Raw genomic sequence first — 22,073 nt, 5'->3', positions numbered from 1 at the left:
GCAAGTAAAAATGCCGAACAGGCATTTTCTACGCTGCGATATCTTTACATTTGCTATACCCTGGATTTCGTTTTTTCGTCTGTTCTTACAACTTAAAGCATTAATCCGTTAATCCTATGTCGTCAGTTACTATTTTTATTTTTGCACTAATTTTCTGCAACTCATCAGTTGGTTCATAATTCTTTGTATCAAAGAGGTATTCGTGTGCCTTGATTGCATTAGACTTGGCAGTGATAGGAAAACCATAATAAATACCGCCGTATCGCTCATCCTCTGATTTAAATGGATAAGCCTGTGAGTCTGTGATCGAGGAGCGGGCCATGGAAAATGTTAACTTTGTAAGGTCATTATCAGACAGGCTTGTTTTACACTGTGGGAGGACGGTACTAATTAACTTTCCAAGTTTGAATGGCTGCTTCTTAGCGGCGTTCATAATACCTTCAAGAACAAGACGCTGATGGTTTGCTCTTGCGTGATCTCCGCCTTCCATGTAACGGATACGGGAGTAGGCAACAGCCTGGTTTCCATCAAAGGTGTAGGTTCCGACTTTGTCGAATTTAGGAGAATTCCCTCCGTTAATATGATTCATATTTCCAATATAATCATTTAAGTTTTTCAATTCTTTCTCGGAAGTGATCGTAAGAGGGATTCCACCGAGTACATCTACTGCGTCAGCTAATGCTTTAAAGTTTACGGTGGCAAAATCGGTGATATTCAGGTCGAGATTTCGATTGATAGTGCGGAGGGCTAATTCCGGACCACCGTAGGAATAGGCAGCATTGATTTTATCATATTCTCCATCGATGCTTACATAAGTATCGCGGTAAATAGACATCAGCTTTACTTTATGATTTGATTTATGGATGCTGGCGATGATGATACAGTCTGTTCGGGAACCGGTGTCTGTAATTTTGTTATCCTGACTGTCTACACCAAAAAGAGCAATGTTTTGATAATCTTTAATGTTAGCATCTGTATCGTTGACAGTTACATTTGATTTATCCAAAGGGTATTTTTTAATTTTAGAAAAAGCCCCTTTTACCGAAAAACGAAAAGCGAAAAAGGCAATAATTCCAATCAATACAATAAAAAGAAGCAGGGGCAACAGGCAGCCATGTTTCTTTTTCGATACTTTTTTCGGTGGATGATTCGGTTCATGCTCATTCATACGCTTGGTTTTCTTTCCAGAGGAAGTAGCGGAAACCGGCTTATAAGAAGCATTCCTTGCTTTAGAGGTACGATAACTTACAGAACTTTTATTGGAAGTCTGCCGCTTCTTCGCAGGTGAGTTTGTGGTGGATGAACTGGGATTGCCAGAAGAAGATTGTTTAGTTGAGTACTTGTTCTTATAATTATCTGTGTCGTAAAATGAATCATTTTTCATAATAAATATGCGTCCTTTCTAGGCTTAGTGTACGGTTGTATCATAAATATTTGTCAAGGACATAGTACACTAGTAAGCATTTTTATTGACAAATCCTTTAAATACAGTAAGGAATAAAATCTTGATATCAAAAGAAAGTGTCCAGTTTTCAATATAGAAAATATCATGTTCAATACGTCCTTCAATAGAAGTATCTCCACGAAAACCACAAACCTGTGCCCAACCGGTCATGCCGGGACGAACCTGATGCTTTATCATATAGCGTGGAATCTCTTCTTTGAACTTTTCAACGAAAAGAGGACGCTCAGGGCGAGGTCCGATCAGACTCATATCTCCCTTTAATACATTAAAAAGCTGAGGAAGTTCATCAAGGCTGGTCTTACGGATGATCTTTCCTACCGGTGTGACACGAGGGTCGTTATGAACAGTCCAGGCCTTTTGTTCTTTTGAAGCAGACTGTACACCCATAGAACGGAACTTGTACATTTTAAAAGGTTTGTTATGAAGACCGACTCTTTCCTGGCAAAAAATAATCGGACCAGGAGAACTCTTCTTTACAAGGACGGCAACAACAGCCATAATCGGTGAAAAGAGAATGATGCATACGAGAGATCCGACAATATCCATCAGACGTTTGATACACTTATTCACTGTATTTGTAAGAGGAACATTACGGATATTAATAACCGGAAGTCCATTCAAATCTTCTGTTACTGGGTTGGTAGAAATAAATTTATAATAATCCGGGACAAACTTTGTATGCACACCGGACTTCTCACAGACAGCAACCATTTCCCCAAGCTTATAATATTCCTTCAGGCTTAATGCAATAGCCACTTCATCCATGGAAGTATTCTGCAAAAACTTTTCAACATCTTTTAATTTACCAATACAGAAGGTATTTCGATAAGAAAAATCCGATCGGAGATTATCATCGAAAATACCATGAATCGTATATCCCCACTGCGGATTGGACTTAATACGATCAATATAAGCTTCTGCAGCAGCACTGAATCCAATAACAACAACGTGTTTAAGGTTATATCCTTTCCGGCGGGTCCTTTCTAATACATAACGGATCGCTGCACGTTCTGCAATCGTAAGAAGCATGGAAAGCACATAGAACATCAGTTGAAGACTTCTTGAGACGTGTGGAATCTTCATAAATATAATATATATAAAGAAGAAAACCATTCCAATCGAGTTCGCCTTAACAAGATTGGCGTACTCGGCAGTCTGATTCTGAAATCTTTTTGGTTTATATAAGTTAAACTTTGCATATAAAATAAGGTATACAGGAATCAGAACAAGAAGTATACCCTGGTATTGCCATAGCTGTCTCCAGTAACCAAAACGAGGAAAAAGACCCTTGAAAAGAGGACATATATATCGAATATAGTAACTAAGACAGAATGAACAATAAATAACCAGTGCATCTAAGACGATGTGAAACCGGTTAAGATATTTTTGATTCTCTTTAATCATAAAAGTGTACCTCCATCACCAGTAAAGTTATGTATATATATTACTGGGATAATTTTCTAACTTATTATACAATAGAATAAGTCATTCTACAAGGTCAATTCTTTTCGCCGATTTACGAAAAAGGTGTGAAAACATACAAAAAGGGTATAAATCCATAATTTTTCCATAAATACAACACAAATTCATCACACATCGTTGCTAATATAAGGTTACAAACTTAGAGAAAGGAGAAAACATTATGAACGAATTTGAAAATAATAACGGATTCCATAATGAGAATGTAGAGAACAATCCGATAAATGAAGTAAATAGTAATGAAGTAAATAGTAATGAAGAATATAGTGACGGAGGGCTTACTGTAGATGTAACACCGACAGAAGAAACGGCAGTACATGAGCAGGCAGAAAGTCATAGATATTCTTATAAAGAACAGGGAACTGGCGGGAATTCCGGTCGATATGATTATGGCAATGACAGTCATTATGGTAATTCTTATAGTGACAGTTATAATGACGATTACAGAAATACTTACAATAACGACAGTAATTATTATAGTAACATTCCACCGGAACCGGATAAGAGACGAAGAAAAAGAAAGAATGACGATAATAATAAAAATGGAAGTGGAATAGGTAAAAAGATTGCAAAGCTGATTGCTTCCGCAGCAATTTTTGGTCTTGTAGCAGGAACTTGCTTTGTTGGTGTTTCCGTAGTAAAGGATAAGTTTTATCCTTCCACTGCAGATAAGATTGAGACAACATCAGGAACAACAAGTTCTAAGAAAGAGACTTCTTCCGGAAGCAGTTCAAACAGCCAGAATGTTGCAAGTGTAGTTAATGAAGTAATGCCATCTGTTGTATCTATTACAAGTACGATTCAGTCTTCAAACTACTATGGATTTGGAACACAGGAATCAGAAGGAGCCGGTTCTGGATTTATTATTGCAAAGACGAAAGATTCCCTTATGATCGCGACAAATAATCATGTAGTATCCGATGCAACATCCCTTACTGTAGGATTTGTAGATGATACAACAGCAAAAGCTACAGTTGTAGGAACAGATTCCAGTGCAGACCTTGCAGTTATTTCTGTAAAGATAAAGGATATCAAAGACTCTACAGCATCAAAGATTAAAGTTGCAACACTTGGAAGTTCTGATGATTTAAAAGTAGGAGAGGAAGTTGTAGCAATCGGTAATGCATTAGGATATGGCCAGTCTGTTACAACAGGTGTAGTCAGTGCAAAGAATCGTGAAGTATCTTTAACAGATGGTACAATGAATCTTTTACAGACAGATGCAGCAATCAATCCTGGTAACAGCGGTGGTGTACTTATCAACATGGATGGTCAGGTAGTTGGTATCAACAACGCTAAATTAGAAGATACATCAGTAGAGGGTATGGGATATGCCATCCCGATCACAACAGCCAAGACAATTTTAACAGACTTAATGAATGCCGGCAGCGTAAGCACAAAGGATGCGGCATTCCTTGGAGTAGTAGGACGTGATATTAACGAATCTTATTCAAGTGCCCTTGGAATTCCAAGCGGAATTTACGTATCCCAGGTAGTAAGCGGCTCTCCGGCAGAAAAGGCAGGAATCTCAGCAGGAGATGTTATTGTGAAGTTTGAAGGTAACAACGTATCTACTATGTCTGGCTTAAAAGAAAAGCTTGCAATCAAGAAAGCAAATACAAAGGTTAAGATTACATTTAAGAGAGCAAATCAGAGCGGAACTTACGAAGAAAAAACAGTAACAGTAACACTTGGTAAAAAGAGTGACTTCAAAAATGTAACAACCGACAGTTCCAGTGACAGCAGCGAGTCTGATGATAGCTCTAACAATGGAAACTCTAACGGAAATTCCAATAATGGAAACAGTAACGGAAATTCAGGAAACAGCAATGGCAATTCTGGTAATGGTGGTTATGGATATGACAATGGCAACGGTGGAAACAGCAGTGACGGCTATATGAATCCATATGACTATTTCTTTGGAAATAATTATTAAATAAAAAGTGTTTTTCTGTATTCAAAGTCAAAAAGTTAAAATCTGCGATATTATAAAAATGCGCCTTAGAGCAAGTTCAAACTGCAGTTGAGCAGTTTGGACGCAGTAATACGAAGCATTTTATAATATTGCAGATTTTAACTTTCGTCTCTTTTTTCAAAAAAACACTTGACATCTCATTTTACTCATGCTATCATACCAAAGTATGAACGCCGAAGACAGCAGGTGCCGTAGGGCATAAAGTGAGAACACCTGCCGAGGAAGTTATATTCAGATATTTTTATTCTTAGAATATTTCTGCTCTTTGTCTTTGGACAGAGAGTTTTTTTATTTCATCGAAAGATGATTTGACGGCGGTACACACAAATATTTAAGGAGGTGCACCAGGAAGATGGCTAAAGTAGAATTAAAACAGCCTATTGTTGACGAGATTAAGGCTCAGCTTGACGGAGCGAAATCTATGGTAGTTGTAGATTACCGTGGAATTTCCGTAGCTGATGTAACAGAACTTCGTAAACAGTGTCGTGAAGCAGGTGTTGTTTATAAAGTTTATAAGAACACTATGGTAAAACGTGCTGTAGAAGGTACAGAATTCGAAGGCGTTGTAAAAGATTTGGAAGGAACAAACGCATTTGCAATTTCCAAAGAAGATGCAACAGCTCCAGCAAGAATCGTTGCTAACTTTATTAAGAAAGCAAAATGCTGTGAGTTAAAGAGCGGTGTTGTAGAAGGTACTTACTACGATGCAGCAGGTATTGCAACAATCGCAACTATCCCATCAAGAGACGAACTTATCGCCAAATTTATGGGAAGCATTCAGTCCCCAGTTGCAAACTTTGCCCGCGTAATCAAACAGATCGCAGAGCAGAAAGATGGTGGAGCTGCAGAATCCGAAGCAGCAACTGAATAATTAATATTATAATATAAAGATTTATGGAGGGAAATAAGATGACAACTCAGGAAATTATCGAAGTTATTAAAGGTTTATCCGTATTAGAATTAAATGATTTAGTAAAAGCTTGTGAAGAAGAATTTGGTGTATCCGCAGCAGCAGGTGTTGTAGTTGCAGCAGGAGCAGGTGCTGGAGAAGCAGCAGAAGAAAAGACTGAATTCGACGTTGAGTTAACAGAAGTTGGCGGACAGAAAGTTAAAGTTATCAAAGTTGTTCGTGAAATCACAGGATTAGGATTAAAAGAAGCTAAAGCTGTAGTTGATGGTGCTCCTAAGACACTTAAAGAAGCAGTTTCTAAAGAAGAAGCTGAGGACATCAAGAAACAGTTAGAAGAAGTTGGAGCTAAAGTTACAGTTAAATAATTGTATTTTTCCAATATTTAATTTCTTGAATGAACGCTCGGAGGGTGTAAGCTCTCCGAGCTTTTTTCGTTTATGCAGTTTTGGAGGTCTGTAATGAGTAAAAAATGCCCTTATGAAAAGAAATGTGGCGGTTGTCAGTATATTGATCTGCCTTATGAAGAACAATTAAAAAAGAAGCAGAAAGAGACGAATAAACTTTTAAGCAGTTTTGGAAAAGTAAAGCCGATCATCGGAATGAAAGATCCATGGCATTACAGAAATAAAGTGCATGGTGTTGTAGCAGGAGACCGTCATGGAAACTGCTTTACAGGAATTTATGAGAATCGAAGCCACCGTGTTATTCGTGTAGATTCCTGCCTGATCGAGAATCAGAAGGCAGATGCGATTATGAATACAGTCACTTCTCTCATGAAGTCATTTAAAATGCGTCCTTACAATGAGGATACCGGATATGGCTTTTTACGTCATATTTTAGTTCGAACCGGCTATCATACTGGACAGATTATGGTTGTTTTAGTTACCGCATCTCCGGTATTCCCATCAAAGAATAATTTTGTCAAAGCGCTTAGAAAAGAACATCCGGAAATTACGACAATCGTGGCAAATGTAAATAATAGAAATACGAGTATGGTTCTTGGTGATAAACAGCAGATTCTTTACGGAAAAGGATATATCGAGGATGTGCTTTGTGGAAAGACTTTCCGTATCTCATCTAAGTCATTTTATCAGGTGAATCCAGTACAGACAGAAGTCCTTTACAATAAAGCGATTGAATTTGCAGGACTTACCGGAAAAGAAAGAGTGATTGATGCTTACAGTGGAATTGGTACGATTGGAATGGTGGCAAGTGATAATGCCGGAGAAGTCATTTCTGTAGAATTAAATGGAGATGCTGTCCGAGATGCCATCTTTAACGCGAAGCAGAATAAAGTAAAAAATATTCGTTTTTATAAAGAGGATGCCGGAGATTTCATGGTAAAAATGGCTTCACATAAAGAAAAAGCAGATGTGGTATTTATGGATCCTCCGCGTGCCGGAAGTGATAAAAAATTCTTAGACTCCCTTCTTCACTTGAAGCCAAAGAAGATTGTTTATATTTCCTGCAACCCGGAAACACTTGCTCGTGATTTAAAACATCTTACAGGGAATGGATATAGTGTCAGACAGATTCAGCCTGTAGATATGTTTCCTTCAACCGGCCATGTGGAGACTGTGGTGGGACTACAAAGGAAAGATATCTAGAAATCCTTGAATTTACGCACTTTGTAGAGTTTTTCAGTTTCAACAAAATCGGTGAAAATCACAAGGAAAAGTTGCTTGTGCAGAGAGTCACCGTTGTGGTTGCCTTAGACCTCGGTACGGGGAACACAAAAAATCCTGAATATGAAAGTGAATAGTGGACTATCAGATATTTGATAGATTATAGGGATACTTGTTAAAAGCGGGTGTCCCTATTTTTTATGGGGCATTCCAGAAATGGAGTGTCTTTTTATACCTAAATATTAAAAATTCAGGAGGAAAATGAAAATGACAAACACAGCGTTAAGAGCAGAGAATAGCAATTCTCGCACAATTACTTTCAAGAGCAGGGAACACGAAAAATTTTATGAGGAATATCTGAAAAAATGCAGATATCAGGATGTCTACCATCGGGCTTTGGTTTATTGCCTGGGTATCGACAGAGACACAAGAAATAATGTGAATAAAATCTATAATTTTAAAACTGGATGTGTAAAAACGGAATGCCTGCTGGAAGGATGGCAGACTAGTGGAAGTTTACGGATTGTCCGTATGGCATTTAACCTTTACTGTAATGGAACACCAAGTGTCGGAGATTATGAGGCAGAGGAAGATCAGTTAAAAGAGTGTCAGTATTATACCGTAGAAGATCTGTTTTGCTGCGGATATGCCCGGTATTTTTGGGAAGCCATTAAAATCCGTTATCCAGAGTATTGTTTTTACAAAGACTGGGAGGATATGTATGCTGAAAATTAGATTACAGGGTACTTTGAGGGACATTCAATGGTTTTGCCGTATTTTGGAAAATCATAAGGAATTGGATGTCCTGGAAGTATCTGATGCTTATGCAAATAAAGGAACAAGTAAATATTTTCGTGTTTATGTAGAAGTAGAAGAAAAACAGTAAATCGGAGGAAGGTATATGTGTAAAGTAATTGCTATTGCAAATCAGAAGGGCGGAGTAGCCAAAACAACGACAACCATCAATCTGGGAGCCGGACTGACAAAGAATGGGAAAAAAGTAGTGCTGGTAGATGCAGATCCGCAGGGACATCTGACAATGGGAATGGGATTTCCCAAAAATCTCAAAGTGACTTTAAAGAGTATGATGGAAAATATCATCATGGGACTGGAGTTTGATCCAAAGGAAGCAGTCTTGCACCATGAAGAAGGGATGGATCTGATTCCGTCCAATAAATTGCTTGCCGGAATGGATATGTCCTTATTTACAGTTGAGGATAGGGAAAAAGTACTGAAAGAGTATCTGGAACTGTTGAAAGATGAATATGATTATATTCTGATTGACTGTATGCCATCATTGGGAATGCTGACAATCAATGCGTTGAGTGCAGCGGACAGTGTATTGATTCCGGTACAGCCACAATATTATGCGGCAGATGGACTTATGGAATTACTGAAAGTGGTAAAAGGAATCCATCAGAGGTTTAATCCGGAATTGCAGATAGAAGGTATTTTGTTCACAATGGATAATTGCCGTTACAATAATGCAAAGAGAAACAAACAGGCAATTAAAACTACATATGGAAATGACATTAAGATTTTTGAGCAGACGATTCCGAGAACGGAAAGTCTTGCAGAAACAGCATCTGAAGGTGTAAGTATATTTGCTTATGATGGAAAAAGCAAAGGGGCAGACAGTTACAGAGAACTGGTTCAGGAGGTGTTGAAACATGCGTAGACCGAAAAAAGAGATTCAGCTTACCTCTTATGATGAGTTACTGGGATTAGAAGAATCACCGGAAAAGAGTATGAACCAGATTGTGGAAATAGAACTGGAAAAGCTCTATCCTTTTAAAAATCATCCATTTCGTGTGAGCGATGATGAAAAAATGGATGAGACAGTAGAGAGTATTAAAAACTACGGTGTTTTAAATCCTGCTCTGGTAAGACCCCGATCAGAAGGTGGATATGAACTGATTTCAGGTCACAGGAGAAAAAGAGGCTGTGAACTGTGTGGCAAAACAACTATGCCGGTCCTTGTCCGAAACTATACAGATGATGAAGCTGTCATAATTATGGTCGATTCCAACATTCAGCGTGAAAATATTCTGCCAAGTGAAAAGGCTCATGCCTATAAGATGAAATATGACGCTATGAAACACCAAGGAAGTAAAGGTGAAAAATATACGGCAGATATGGTTGGTGAAACAGCCGGGGACAGTGGAAGAACCGTGCAGAGATATATTCGTCTGGCTTCATTATCAGATGGATTATTGGAATATGTGGACGATAATAAAATCCCTATGATTGTGGGTGAAAAATTGTCTTATCTGAAACCACAGGAACAGGAATGGCTTCTGGAAGGAATTGTCAACAGTAATATCTTTCCGACAAAACAACAGGCAGAACAATTAAAGGAATGCAGTGCAAATGGAAAATTAACTCAGGGTTATATCTATGCCGTTTTATTGAAAAAAGAAAACAGTAAAATCAATGTAACAATTCCGGCAAAAAAAATCGGCAATTATTTTCCAGAGACATATTCTAAAGAACAGATAGAAGAAGTTATTTTTATGCTTTTGGATAAGTGGAAAGAAAACAGAGAAGGAGTAGCAGATGCAGAAGATACAGTTTGATTATTTTACGGGAATGGAAGCGGAACAATACAGCTTTTATCGTGTCCCGAAAGTGCTGTTTACAGAATCATGCTTTAAAGCTCTTTCTTGTGAAGCAAAGGTATTATACGGCCTGATGCTGGACCGTATGAGCCTGAGTATTAAAAACCGCTGGCTGGATTCAGAGGACAGAGTATATATTATTTTCACGGTGGAAGAAATTGCAGAGCTGATGAACTGTGGAACCCAAAAGGCAGTGAAGCTGGTAAAAGAGCTGGACAGTAATAATGGGATTGGACTGATTGAAAAGAAACGTCTGGGACTGGGAAAGCCTAATGTTATTTATGTGAAAAATTTTATGCTCAGAGAAGTGCCAGACCAAAAGCCGATGGATAGCTGTGCAGATTTGCAATCAGAGCAGAAAAATCATAGAAAATGTGCAGATCTGCAATCTGAGCAGGGAAACCATGAAGAATGTGCAAATCTGCAATCAGAAGCTGAGAATAGGGAAAAAACAGGTACTTTTCTGAATTGTGAAAATCATCATTCAGGAGTAGTGAAATCCACAATTCAGGATTGTGTGGAATCACAATTACAGAATGGTGAAAATCACAATTCAGGAATGATGAAAACCACAAATCAAGAATTTTCAGAATCACAATTCCAAAATGGTGAAAATCATCATTCAAGAATAGTGGAAATCACAAAACCAGAATATCCGAAATCACAATCTAATAATACTGATATTAACAAGACTGATATTAGTGAAACTGAGATAAATCAATCCTATCCAATCATATCAGGTAATCTGAAAAAGAAAAGGGATGTGATGGAGGAGATGCGGACATATCGGGAAGTGATTCATGAAAATATAGATTATCAATATCATGCCAGAGAAGATGTGGATGAACTGGTAGAACTGATGATTGAAGTTATGATGATGCCGGAGGACAGTATGATTCGGATTGCAGGGACAGAAAAGCCAGTTGCTTTGGTGAAAAGCAGGTTTATGAAGCTGAATTATTCACATATCGAATATGTGCTGTTTTGTCTGAATCGAAATACGACCAAGGTTGGAAACATTAAAGCATATCTTTTGACTGCCCTGTATAATGCCCCGGCAACGATAAACAGCTATTATCAGGCAGAGGTTAATCACGATATGTATGGAGGATAAAGGAACATGAGAAATATGATAAAAAAAGTTATTGTTCCAGCACTGGTGATTGTTGTATTGTTTGCAGTGTTGAGACCGCTTTGTATCCAGGATGGGAAGTGCAATTATTTATTGCTGTTGCTACTGATGGGGATACCATTCGGAATTGGAAAAATGTGTGTCTGGATGGTTCCAAGAGGGTTTGACCTTGGAGGAACACTGGCAGTATGGACAATGAATTTTCTGATCGGAGGATTGATAGGAAGTGTCGTTCTTCTGGCAATGGTTGGACAGGCAATCATTTATCTTAGTGTTTTCCTGCTCACAGTTATTACAGGAATACATAAAATACCGAGAATAAAATGAAATAGATCTTTTGAAAAGCAGCTAAGACAAAATTAGCTGCTTTTTTTCTGGAAACTTTGCGACACAATGTCGTAAAGCTGGGATAAATTGCAGGAAAGGAGACACCGTATTGAGCAATCGTGCAATTTCCACAGAACTTATTGAATTGGGAGAACGGATCAGAAAACGCAGGCAGGAAATGAAGTTGTCACAGGAATCTTTTGCGGAAAAAGCAGGTATCAGTGTCAATACGGTCAGCAGGATAGAAGGAGGGCAAACGGCAATGTCTGTTGAGATTTTCAGGAAGATGATTGAGATCCTGGAAACAGATGCCAATATCCTGATGGGAAAAGAGGGGGACGATGCAGAAAAAAGAAAGCAGTTTGAGGAAGTATTTTATCGTATTCAGAAGATGGAATGGAAAGAGCAGAAAATTATCATGCAGACAATAGATTCACTGATAGAAAGTTTTAATGAGTACAGGTGAAATTTCACCATATATGGGGTGTAAAACAAAAAAACTCCCCATATATGCTAAGGATAATAGTTTTTTGTGCTGTTAAAATAGCAAACAGAGAGAAAGAGACAGAAACAAGGAAGGGAGATAGGATTGATGACCAGACAAGAAAATTTAATCTATCGGAAGCAGTGTCCCTATGATGCAATGGGAGACTATTCTGTTTTAATGGAAAATGAAAAGAACATAAAAACGGAAAGAAATGCAAAGAAGTCTGACCGGGACATCAGACGGAAAATAAAATAGAGGATGCTGTAAATTAGCAGAAAGGGCAGTAAGGAAGTTTCAGGCTCTCGTTAAAAAAAACGGGTGTGCCGGAAGCTGTTTTTTACTGCCCTTTTGCCAGTAGATCAGCAATAATCCTATCCTTTCTGCTGATGGGCACCTGTTGCCAGCAGGCAGAAGGGTGGTAATCATGCTGACATTGCAGGAATTGAAACAGGTTGTAGGTAACAGGGAAGAAAGAAGAAAGGTTCCGTCCGCCAGGTATTTAAGAGAAAACGATGTGGCAGTTGTAAAGCAGAGACTGATAGATGGTGCGGAAATTATTGCGTATCAGACAGGATATGTTTTCTATTGCGTGGGTGATTATGGAACGGTTTTTCCTTTATTTACCTGTCGAGATTATGTATATGAAGCAGGAAGAAAAATAACAGTTGTTAAGGAAGATTTTTTTGATAATCAGCCCTGGTATGTGCGGTTGATATTAGAAGGTGAAGATCGGCTGTGCAGGAACAGGGAGGTACGAGAACATAATAATTGCATTTCATACAGCCATATTTCAGAAGGCTGGTGTGAATTGGTGGATAAAAGGCAGAATGTACTTGAAAAACTGATCATAGAAGAAGCTATTGGAGAATTCATGGATCTGCTGACTGACCGGCAGAGACAGGTAATCCATCAAATTTATTTTCAGCAGCGTACACAAAGAGAAGTGTCACGGGTGTTTGGAATTACAGAACCGGCAGTATCAAAATGTATTTCACAGGCAAAGCAGAAAATGAGAAGAAATGCAGGCAGACTGATCGGAGTGCTTCAGAAGGGAGAATAAAAGATGCGTGGTAAAAAACCAAAGGAAAGACAACGGTATGTGCTGCGTGTAAATGAAACTCTCATAGAAGTTACCAGAGACGTATATCTGGCATGGTACCAGTCAAGAAGAAAAGAAAGATACCAGCTTGAAAAAATGCAGAAAAATGGTGTGTGCGGAATAGAAAAAGTAGGGGAAACGAGTTACAACAGTTATTTGCATATATTATCACCAGAAGAAATAGTCATCAGGGTGTCAGAAATACAAGAGCTGCAGGAAGCACTGAAATATTTGTCTGAAGAAGAAATGGAATTGATAAGATTATTATTTTTTGAAGAGTACACAGTTAAAAAAACAGCACAGTATTTCGGGTGTTGTACAAAGACAATCAGAAACAGGAAAAACAAAGTATTGCAGAAACTAAAAGACAGGCTGGAAACTTTGTAAGTTTTTGCTGTTTCAAAAAAATTTTATAAAAAAATTTCAAACAGGTTAATTTTTGCCCTTTCACACATGCGGTTAGTGGAGGGGCAAATGTCTATTTTAATTCAAAACAATAAATTCCCCCCTAAAAGTGAACCTTGACAATTTCATATCAGCAGCAAGAGGATACCTGAATTTCCCAGCTACGCATCTGGCGGCGGGCATTCGGTGACAACGTGAAGGGCAATGGATGAGAGGCACCCTTGGCAGGAATGATTACGAATTACCTCTTGCGGCTTAAATAGCTCAATCCTGTTTTTATTTAAAAGTCAATCCAAGACATAAGGGAGGTGGTTCCTATGATTGATTCATGCAGGTGTAAGCCTGAACGAAAGTGGAGTAAATTATCGAAGAAAGAGAGGACTCAGTCAAAATGAAAATGCGATTTAAAAGATTCTTGTCAGGATTTATGGCAGTTGCAACTTTGGCGTCTGTTATCGTTCAACCAGTCACGGTTTCTGCTTCTGAATTAGAACCAGAGCCAACTTCATTTGAACAGCAATATCCGGAACTGCAGGATGTGCAGGATACTCTTGATAAAGATGAAATTGTGGAAGCAAAGGATATTGAGATTCCCTATGGAGAAGAATTTGAGGTGGAAGTCGATCTGTCCGGTATAGAGGGCGTGAATGAAAAAAAGGTGAAAGTTTTATTCCATGAAGCAAAGAGTGAAGCCGGTACAGATTTTGACGCACATACACCGGATACCTACAAAGCTGTCTATGCAGTAGAGCCAGTCAGCGGTCACCCAGCTTACAGAGTAAGCAGAAACATTACGGTAAAAGAGCCAGAAACAGAAGAACAGACAAAGAGTTCTTCTGAAAATACAGTTGGTGAAGGAAATGCCGGTGAAACAGAAGATTCCGGTAATGCGGAGGAAGATGCTGATTCGGACAGGGCAAAAGAGATTGTGACTGATCTTACAGATGGACAGGAAGTAACAACAGATGAAGAATCTGGTCTGACTGTTTCAGAAGTAATGGATCAGGCAGAAAATGAAGGAATTGACTTGTATGAGATGGAGCCGGGTGAAACAGTGACATTTATGGCGGCAGCAGGAAATGCAAGAAGTTCACAACAGGTTTCAGTGACAAGAGGTGCCGAATACCGATATGCGGATTATGGTTATGGAACTTATCTGACGTATCAGTATACCGTAAAATTCGGTAATGTGTCCGCCACAGCTTATTGTGTACAGCCGTCCAAACCGGGACCTGGTACGGGAACATATACAATCAATAAGGTTGGGGATGGCAAAGCACTGGCTAAAGTATGCTACTATGGCACAAAAGCCTCTGGCGATGATGGATTTTTTACAGAAGAAAATGGCTATGGAAACCTGAGTGCAGGAGCCAGATTTATTCTGGTACATCTTGCTGCGTCATATGCGAATGGCAGTTCCGATGCTTTTTCTGGTGCAAACACTACTGCACAGAATCTTGCGAAAAAACTTTATAATTATTGTATTTCTCAGCCAGATATTCCGGATGTGGCAATGTCTTTTTCAGATGCAGATGTGACAGCTTATGTAGATGGCAACAGCCAGAGAACAAAGGAAATCACTTTTAAAGCAGATGAACTGCAGAGTATCACAATGAAACTCCCAAGTGGTGTGAAACTCCATAACGTGACAACCGGAAAGACAAGCAAAGCTGGCGAAGCAGTGGAAATCAGTGGTGGAACCAAGTTTTACTTATCTGCACCTCTTACACAGGTACAGGATGTCGCAGGAAACTGGTCTGCAACGATGAAAGGCAGTGTAACAAAAGATTATTCTGCGTATAAGATCAGTACCGGATCTGGTTCACAGGACCTGGCACTGGTATTTGGTGAAGGTGTTGATGATGAAAAATATGTGGACTTCAAAGTAACATGGGTACAGTACGCAAGTGTTAAGGTGATTAAAAGAGATGCAAAAGCAGACGCAAAGCTGGCAGGTGCCGTGTTTGGTTTATACAGTGATGCAAACTGTACAAATTTGATCACAAAGTTACCGGCAACTGATGCGAATGGGGAAGCGTCCGTACAGATCATTAAGACACAGAATACCGTATATCTGAAAGAGATTACAGCTCCGACAGGATACCGTATCAATGCAACTGCCTACAACGTAAAACTGGAAGTCAGCAAAACAGCAACTGTGACTGTTCCGGATGAAGAACAGATGGGCCAGCTGACTGTTTATAAAGAAGGTCAGGTTCTGACAGGTGCAGATGTCACCGAGAATGGAACAACATTTAAGTATGAGAAACGCAGACAGAAAGGTGCGATTTATGATGTGTATGCCGGGGCAGATATTAAAACTGCTTATGGTGCCAAGGTTTACAGCAAGGGTGATCTGGTCAAAGAGAATCTGACAACAGACTCGAATGGGGCAGTCATTCTGAAAAACCTGCATCTTGGTACATATATCGTCAAAGAAAAACAGGCTCCGACCGGATTTTATAATGCCGGGGAAGAAAAGTCTGTCACTCTTTCTTATGCAGGACAGAATGTAGATGTTGTTTTTTCTGAGACAACCTTTACGAATGACAGACAGAAAGCAGAAGTGATTGTGACAAAGCAGGATAAGGATACAGAAAATCCTCTGGATGGAGGAATTTTTGGACTTTATGCAGCCAGTGACATTAAAAATGCAGATGGAACGGTTGTTGTAAAGAAAGGCACTCTGATTGAGAAAGTGACAACTGGAAATGATGGAATGGCGAAGTTTACCGCAGACCTGCCGCTGGGATTTTCCTATGATGTAAAGGAAGTACAGGCTCCGGAAGGCTATCTGAGAAATGCGGATGATGTCTATACGTTTACTTTTTCTTATACAAACGATAAGGAAGCGAAACTGACATTTAAGCATACCTTCAGAAACGAGCGTGTGATAGCAAAGATTTCCTTACAGAAGCAGGATAAAGAAACAAAGAAGGCTGTTCCACAGGGAGATGCTACTTTAGAAAAGGCAGTCTATGGACTGTATGCCCGTGAGGATATTGTCCATCCGGATGGAGCAACTGGTGTGATCTACAAAGCAGGCGAGCAGGTTGCCACTCTCACAACAGATAAGAATGGACAGGCTTCCGTAGATGGATTATACCTTGGTAATTACTATGTAAAAGAGATTACTCCGCCAACGGGTTACCTGGCAGATGAAGAAGAACATGATCTGGTCTGCAACTACGATGGTGATCTTGTAGCGGAAGTGAAGCGTGACTGTCTGTCTCTGGAACAGGTGATGAAGCAGCCATTTGAGATTATCAAGGCAGCGAACAACGGAAAGACAGATGCCGATTTACTGAAAGGTGCAGGATTTACCGCTTATCTGGTATCATCCCTGACAGTAAAAGAAGATGGCAGCTATGACTTTGATTCTGTCAAGCCGGTAGTGATAGGGGAAAATGGTGCAACAGAGATCTTTACGGATGAGAAAGGGTATGCCCGCAGTATTGCACTTCCTTATGGAACTTACATCGTCCGTGAAACAACCACGCCACATAATTACACTCCGGTCAATGATTTCATCGTGCAGATTACGGAAAATCATCCGACTACACCGCAGGTATGGAGAGTGCTGCTTGACAAAGAGTTTGAAGCAAAGCTGAAGATCATCAAACAGGACGATGAGACAAAGAAAGCAGTGCTTCAGAAGAATACAGAGTTTAAGATTTTTAACCTGGATACAGAAAAGTATGTGGAACAGGTAACAACCTATCCGACGACGGTAAAACACAAATCTTATTTTACAGATGAGCAGGGATACTTAATCCTTCCACAGAATCTGAAAATTGGACATTACCGTATTGAGGAAGTGAACGCACCTTATGGATATACGCTCAATGAGAATTACTATGAGGTGAATGTAGATTCCAATACAGCATATCAGATGGACGGAACTTCCGGCGATGTGATCATCGAGATTGTATACGAGAATCATCCGGTTAAGGGAGAACTGAACATCGTAAAACAGGGTAAGGTCTTAAATGGTTATAAAGATGACTTTACTTATCAGAAAGAAACTCTGGAGGGAGCAGTCTTTGAGATGTATGCTGCAGAAGATATTTATACAGCAGACTTCCAGAAAGATGATAACGGAAACCGTATCCTGGAGTATGCTTCCGGGGAACTGGTAGGAACTGTTACCACGGATAAGGATGGAAAGGCACAGATCACCGACCTTCCACTTGGAACCTATAAGATTGTTGAAAAGACAGCACCAGAGGGCTTTGTGTTAAACGAAGAAGCACAGACAGTAACATTTGAATACAAAGACCAGAAAACACCAGTCATCGAGCAGACAGCAACTTTTGAGAATGACCGTCAGAAAGTGGAAGTGTCCGTAGTAAAACAGGATGCAGAGACAGAAACGGTTGTGGCAGGTGCAGAGTTTGGCATCTATGCAAAAGAAGATATTCTGACACATGAAGAAGTGATTGTGAAGGCAGATACCTTACTTGGAAAAGCAGTCAGTGGGGAAGATGGAAGGGCAGTATTTGACGTTGACCTTCCATTTGGTACTTACTATATCAAAGAACTTGCAGCTCCGGCAGGGTATGTCTCTTCTTTTGAGACTTTGGAAGTGACTGCCAAATATCAGGGACAGGATGTGAAAGTGGTAGAGCTGGAATCTGTATTTAAGAACCAGCCGACAAAAGTAACCTTTACGAAGTCCGATATTACGACAGGCGTGGAACTTTCCGGGGCAACGCTTACGGTGCTTGATAAGGATGGAAATGTGGTAGATACATGGAAGTCTGTAAAGGGTGAGGAACATCTGATTGAAAGACTCACAGCCGGGGAGACGTATACCCTTCGTGAAGAAATGGCTCCTTATGGCTATCTGATGGCGGAAGAAGTTTCTTTTACTGTGGACGATACTGCCGAGATCCAGAAGGTAGAGATGAAAGATGCAGTGCCAACCGGAACACTTATCATCAATAAAAAAGGTGAGTTCCTGGAGAAAGTATCTGCACTGGATTCCATTGGCGGATGGATGAAGCATCTGTTTGAATATCTTTCCGGTTCCCTGAAAGAGGTTACTTTTGAGGTTTATGCCTTAGAAGATATAAAAGCAGCGGATGGCGAGAGTGAAGATTACTACAAGAAAGATGCACTGGTAGCAACGATCACGACGGATGAAACAGGCGTGGCAAAACTGACAGACCTTCCTCTTGGCAAATACTATGTCAAAGAGAAAGAGACAGCAAGTGGATATGTCTTGGATGGAGAAACTCGTGAAGTAGATTTGACTTACCGTGACCAGAATACCGCAGTTGTTACTTATTCCGCTGACTGGCAGAACAAACGTCAGAAGGCAGAAGTGAACGTGCTAAAGAAAGAAAAAGATTCCGACCGTGTACTGGAAGGGGCTGTATTTGCCCTGTGCAATAAAGAAGATATTGTCAATGCAAAAGGCGATGTGATCCTGAAAGCAAATACGGTTATTGAGGAGCAGGCTACGGATAAGGAAGGAAAACTGACCTTTACGGCAGATCTGCCACTTGGCTATACCTACTATGTGAAAGAAACTTCCCCGGCACCGGGATTTGCGACAACAGACCAGGTACAGGAATTTACTTTTGAATATGGTGGGGCAGATAAGGAAACACTGTCTTATGCGTTCACTTTTGAAGATGAGCCGACAACCGTAGAGTTTACCAAAACATCCCTGACAGACGGAAAGGAGATTGAGGGAGCAAAACTAAAAGTCACAGATGAGAGTGGAAACACTGTGGATGAATGGACTTCCGGTAAAGAAGCACATATCATCAAAGAACTGACCGCTGGCAAGAAGTACACCATGACAGAAACACTTCCTGCGGACGGTTATGTGACAGCAGAGAGCATCACTTTTACGGTGGAAGATACCAGTGAAGTACAGAAAGTGGAAATGAAGGATGATGTGACAAAAGTGCAGATTTCCAAGACCGATATTTCTGGTAAGGAGCTGCCAGGAGCGAAACTGACAATCCTTGACAAAGATGGAAAGACCGTAGAAAGCTGGACATCTGAAGAAAAACCACACTATATTGAGATGCTTCCAATCGGGGAATATACCCTTCGTGAAGAAACTGCACCGGACGGTTATCTGGTTGCAGAGGATGTAAAGTTTACGGTCAAAGATACTGGAGAAATCCAGAAGGTTGTGATGAAGGATGAGGCGAAACCGGAGGAAACTCCAACAGAGACACCGACGGAAACACCAGAAACCACACCAACGCCGGAGACGAAAACCACAGAAGAAACAAAGAAATCGACTTCACCAAAGACAGGAGATAATACTCCGATTCTGTTCTGGATTCTGCTTGCAGGGGCTGGAATGGCTGGTCTTGGTGGCACAGTGATTCTTCGCAAAAGAAAAAATAAGAGATCATAGGATTTTTCAGTAATGGATGAGGGCATTTATGGACACAGGATTCATAGATGCCCTTTTGAAAAATTTCAAGAGATGTGAAGGGAGAAAAGAAGATGACAAAAACAGTATTGATCGTTGCTGCGGCTGCAGTATTTCTGGTATATGGATTTGTCCTTTGGTGCTGTATCAAAGTGGGGGCGGAATCAGAAAAAGAATATATGAAACTGGCAGAAAAGAGAGGAAAGGAGCAGCAATGTGATAAATGAGGATAAGACAGCAGTGAGAGAAGAAAGGGCGTGGTGTGATTGCAGGATGAAGTGAATGAGAAAACAGTCTCACTTTGTATCCGCTGTGGCAAGGTCACTGCCAACTTGCTGAAAGCTGCCATGGTAAAGGCTCTTGCAAAGATGGAGCAGGAGAAAAAACAGCAGGGACAGAAAACAAACCAGAAGCAGCCCCAGAAGGAAAAGGAGGATAAGACCTACAAGGGAAAACAGAGCCTTGATAAGCTGATGAAGCAGAATGTACAGCTGTCCAACATTGAGATCACAGATGGAAACATCAAGTCTTTTGAACGGGTAGCAAAGAAGTACAGCATTGATTTCAGCCTGAAAAAAGATGTGACTGCGGACCCGCCAAGATACTATGTGTTCTTTAAGGCAAGGGATGCTGATGTGATGACTGCCGCTTTTAAGGAATACACGGGCAAGTCTCTGAATAAGGACAAAAAACCATCTGTGAGGAAGAAGTTACAGCAGGCAATCACCAAATCGCTTGCAAAGCACAGGGAACTGGAGAAAACAAAAGGAAAGGAGAAGGAGCCGTCATTATGAGCAGATTACAGAAGTTGCTTGGTGTAGGAAAAGGATACCTGGAGAGATTACCGCCGGTGGATGTACATAAGCTGCTTCGGATTGTTCTGATGAATCTTACATATATCGTGATCTTTTATGTGGGAAATAAGCTGGCATGGTTATATCAATACTGTGTAGGTGATTCCATGATAGAAAGACTGATGGTACTGATCTTAAATTTCCAGATGGCATTTAGCAGGATTCTCCCAAGTATGCATAAAAATGAATTGCTGGTTGGGATTACTGGAGCCGTGGCAGTGAAGTTCATGGTCTACATGAAAGGAAAAAATGCCAAAAAGTTCCGGCAGGGAGTGGAGTATGGTTCGGCAAGATGGGGGACGGCAAAAGACATTGCACCCTTTATCGACCCGGTATTTGAAAACAATATCCTGCTGACCATGACGGAACGGCTGACCATGAATGGCAGACCAAAGAATCCGAAATTTGCAAGGAACAAGAACGTGATTGTAATTGGCGGATCTGGTTCCGGAAAGACCCGGTTTTATGTAAAACCAAATCTAATGCAGATGGGAAAATATATCAGCTATGTGGTCACGGACCCCAAGGGAACGATCATCATTGAGTGCGGAAAGATGCTGGTACGCCATGGATATAAAGTGAAAGTATTGAATACGATCAATTTTTCCAAGAGTATGCATTATAACCGTGCGACTTGTTCGTCGCTGAAAAGGCGGCGCACAGCGCTGTTTCAATCAGTTCTGTGAACTGATAATTCGAGAGGTGGAATGAAGGGGTAACGCCCTGAAACGCCTCCCCTGATACTCCGGCATGCAGAGGCCAAACTCTGTGTGAAGCCCGGTAAAGTCGGCAGAGAGATGCCGTAACAGGTTAAGCTGACGAAAGCTGTCCAGAGGTGGACGGTGCATCCTATATGCCGGGGATCTATAAGATACCCATGGTGAGAATGACAGAGATGTCTGACGAAGCTCCCGAATGTAAAGGTCTAAAAGTGCCACACTCAGAAATGGGTGTGTGGGTTAAAGCCCAGGCAGTACGGTTTAGTAGAAATGGTTGTTACGAAACGCCGTGGCACGTTACAGGCGTGTCCAAGCTGTCAGGCCCAGAGGGAACACCTAAAGGTATGTATGTACAGATAGGATTATCGGAACAAGGAAAGGCAGGAAGTCTACTGGATAATCCGGCGAAGAATAATAAGCGGATGAATTCCTGCTGAAAAGCAGTGGTCGAACCGATGATATCGTCTGCGAAAAAGAGGACGGTTAGGAATGGCCACAAGTCAAGCAAAACGTCAGCAGTACACAACCACTATTCATGCAGTCGAGTAAGAAAAAGAAATTGTCGCTCGGTTTCATAG

General features: G+C 40.4%; 20 protein-coding genes, 1 pseudogene and 1 other annotated feature. Of the genes and pseudogenes, 19 read left to right on the top strand and 2 right to left on the bottom strand.

Annotated elements, in window-relative coordinates; all coding sequences use genetic code 11:
• Nucleotides 1–100 precede the first annotated feature (100 nt).
• Both EHLA_RS13000 and EHLA_RS12995 read right to left on the bottom strand, forming a co-directional pair.
• Nucleotides 101–1,384, bottom strand: a complete 1,284-nt coding sequence (locus EHLA_RS13000) for an LCP family protein (protein ID WP_096241093.1) — start codon at nucleotides 1,382–1,384, stop codon at nucleotides 101–103.
• Between the two features lie 69 nt (nucleotides 1,385–1,453).
• Nucleotides 1,454–2,869 carry an undecaprenyl-phosphate glucose phosphotransferase gene (locus tag EHLA_RS12995; RefSeq protein ID WP_096241092.1) on the bottom strand — a complete coding sequence of 472 codons (1,416 nt, stop codon included), beginning with the start codon at nucleotides 2,867–2,869 and terminating at the stop codon, nucleotides 1,454–1,456.
• A gap of 238 nt (nucleotides 2,870–3,107) precedes the next feature.
• On the opposite strand from EHLA_RS12995, the gene EHLA_RS12990 reads away from it, so the two are divergent.
• The 19 genes and pseudogenes from EHLA_RS12990 (at nucleotide 3,108) to EHLA_RS16315 (ending at nucleotide 21,932) form a co-directional block, all read left to right on the top strand.
• Nucleotides 3,108–4,880 (top strand): trypsin-like peptidase domain-containing protein, encoded by a 1,773-nt coding sequence (locus tag EHLA_RS12990; RefSeq protein WP_096241091.1) that lies wholly within the window; start codon nucleotides 3,108–3,110, stop codon nucleotides 4,878–4,880.
• A 194-nt stretch (nucleotides 4,881–5,074) separates the two neighbouring features.
• Nucleotides 5,075–5,218 (top strand) — a sequence feature (ribosomal protein L10 leader region).
• A 53-nt stretch (nucleotides 5,219–5,271) separates the two neighbouring features.
• The gene (gene rplJ / locus EHLA_RS12985; protein ID WP_096241090.1) at nucleotides 5,272–5,790 is read left to right on the top strand and encodes a 50S ribosomal protein L10; all 519 of its coding nucleotides are present in this window, start codon (nucleotides 5,272–5,274) and stop codon (nucleotides 5,788–5,790) included.
• Between the two features lie 38 nt (nucleotides 5,791–5,828).
• Nucleotides 5,829–6,194, top strand: coding sequence for a 50S ribosomal protein L7/L12 (gene rplL / locus EHLA_RS12980; RefSeq protein WP_096241089.1), 366 nt, complete (start codon nucleotides 5,829–5,831; stop codon nucleotides 6,192–6,194).
• A gap of 93 nt (nucleotides 6,195–6,287) precedes the next feature.
• Nucleotides 6,288–7,436 carry a 23S rRNA (uracil(1939)-C(5))-methyltransferase RlmD gene (rlmD, locus tag EHLA_RS12975; RefSeq protein WP_096241088.1) on the top strand — a complete coding sequence of 383 codons (1,149 nt, stop codon included), beginning with the start codon at nucleotides 6,288–6,290 and terminating at the stop codon, nucleotides 7,434–7,436.
• A gap of 285 nt (nucleotides 7,437–7,721) precedes the next feature.
• On the top strand, nucleotides 7,722–8,189 hold the full coding sequence (locus EHLA_RS12970) for a DUF6075 family protein (RefSeq protein ID WP_096241087.1): 468 nt from the start codon (nucleotides 7,722–7,724) through the stop codon (nucleotides 8,187–8,189).
• Nucleotides 8,176–8,340, top strand: a complete 165-nt coding sequence (locus EHLA_RS16475) for a hypothetical protein (RefSeq protein WP_173700017.1) — start codon at nucleotides 8,176–8,178, stop codon at nucleotides 8,338–8,340. The genes EHLA_RS12970 and EHLA_RS16475 overlap by 14 nt, the downstream gene beginning before the upstream one ends.
• 15 nt (nucleotides 8,341–8,355) lie before the next feature.
• A complete protein-coding gene (locus EHLA_RS12965) occupies nucleotides 8,356–9,132 on the top strand; it encodes a ParA family protein (protein WP_096241086.1) in 777 nt (258 codons plus the stop codon).
• A complete protein-coding gene (locus EHLA_RS12960) occupies nucleotides 9,125–10,030 on the top strand; it encodes a ParB/RepB/Spo0J family partition protein (protein ID WP_096241085.1) in 906 nt (301 codons plus the stop codon). Before EHLA_RS12965 ends, EHLA_RS12960 begins: the two co-directional genes overlap by 8 nt.
• Complete coding sequence (locus EHLA_RS12955; RefSeq protein WP_096241084.1) at nucleotides 10,011–11,186, top strand: DUF6017 domain-containing protein; 1,176 nt, start codon at nucleotides 10,011–10,013, stop codon at nucleotides 11,184–11,186. The genes EHLA_RS12960 and EHLA_RS12955 overlap by 20 nt, the downstream gene beginning before the upstream one ends.
• A gap of 6 nt (nucleotides 11,187–11,192) precedes the next feature.
• Nucleotides 11,193–11,531, top strand: a complete 339-nt coding sequence (locus tag EHLA_RS12950; RefSeq protein ID WP_096241083.1) for a DUF6050 family protein — start codon at nucleotides 11,193–11,195, stop codon at nucleotides 11,529–11,531.
• A 109-nt stretch (nucleotides 11,532–11,640) separates the two neighbouring features.
• Entirely contained in the window at nucleotides 11,641–11,997 is a 357-nt protein-coding gene (locus EHLA_RS12945; RefSeq protein WP_096241082.1) for a helix-turn-helix domain-containing protein, read from the top strand.
• 126 nt (nucleotides 11,998–12,123) lie between these two features.
• The gene (locus EHLA_RS16470; RefSeq protein ID WP_004612798.1) at nucleotides 12,124–12,273 is read left to right on the top strand and encodes a hypothetical protein; all 150 of its coding nucleotides are present in this window, start codon (nucleotides 12,124–12,126) and stop codon (nucleotides 12,271–12,273) included.
• A gap of 169 nt (nucleotides 12,274–12,442) precedes the next feature.
• Nucleotides 12,443–13,078 carry a sigma-70 family RNA polymerase sigma factor gene (locus tag EHLA_RS12940; RefSeq protein ID WP_096241081.1) on the top strand — a complete coding sequence of 212 codons (636 nt, stop codon included), beginning with the start codon at nucleotides 12,443–12,445 and terminating at the stop codon, nucleotides 13,076–13,078.
• 3 nt (nucleotides 13,079–13,081) lie between these two features.
• A complete protein-coding gene (locus tag EHLA_RS12935; RefSeq protein ID WP_096241080.1) occupies nucleotides 13,082–13,504 on the top strand; it encodes an RNA polymerase sigma factor in 423 nt (140 codons plus the stop codon).
• Between the two features lie 409 nt (nucleotides 13,505–13,913).
• Nucleotides 13,914–19,904: a SpaA isopeptide-forming pilin-related protein gene (locus tag EHLA_RS12930; RefSeq protein WP_096241079.1), complete on the top strand. Its 5,991-nt coding sequence runs from the start codon at nucleotides 13,914–13,916 to the stop codon at nucleotides 19,902–19,904.
• Between the two features lie 92 nt (nucleotides 19,905–19,996).
• Nucleotides 19,997–20,149, top strand: a complete 153-nt coding sequence (locus EHLA_RS16465; RefSeq protein ID WP_004612794.1) for a hypothetical protein — start codon at nucleotides 19,997–19,999, stop codon at nucleotides 20,147–20,149.
• A 39-nt stretch (nucleotides 20,150–20,188) separates the two neighbouring features.
• Nucleotides 20,189–20,716 (top strand): PcfB family protein, encoded by a 528-nt coding sequence (locus EHLA_RS12925; protein WP_004612793.1) that lies wholly within the window; start codon nucleotides 20,189–20,191, stop codon nucleotides 20,714–20,716.
• A pseudogene (locus tag EHLA_RS12920) lies at nucleotides 20,713–21,402 on the top strand (type IV secretory system conjugative DNA transfer family protein); the annotation flags it as partial. The gene EHLA_RS12925 and the pseudogene EHLA_RS12920, both read left to right, overlap by 4 nt.
• 251 nt (nucleotides 21,403–21,653) lie before the next feature.
• A complete protein-coding gene (locus tag EHLA_RS16315; RefSeq protein WP_157908599.1) occupies nucleotides 21,654–21,932 on the top strand; it encodes a hypothetical protein in 279 nt (92 codons plus the stop codon).
• The last annotated feature ends 141 nt before the right edge of the window (nucleotides 21,933–22,073 follow it).

The sequence above is a fragment of the Anaerobutyricum hallii genome (genome assembly GCF_900209925.1).
GTDB lineage: Bacteria > Bacillota > Clostridia > Lachnospirales > Lachnospiraceae > Anaerobutyricum > Anaerobutyricum soehngenii.
This window is presented reverse-complemented; position numbering and strand designations above follow the sequence as displayed.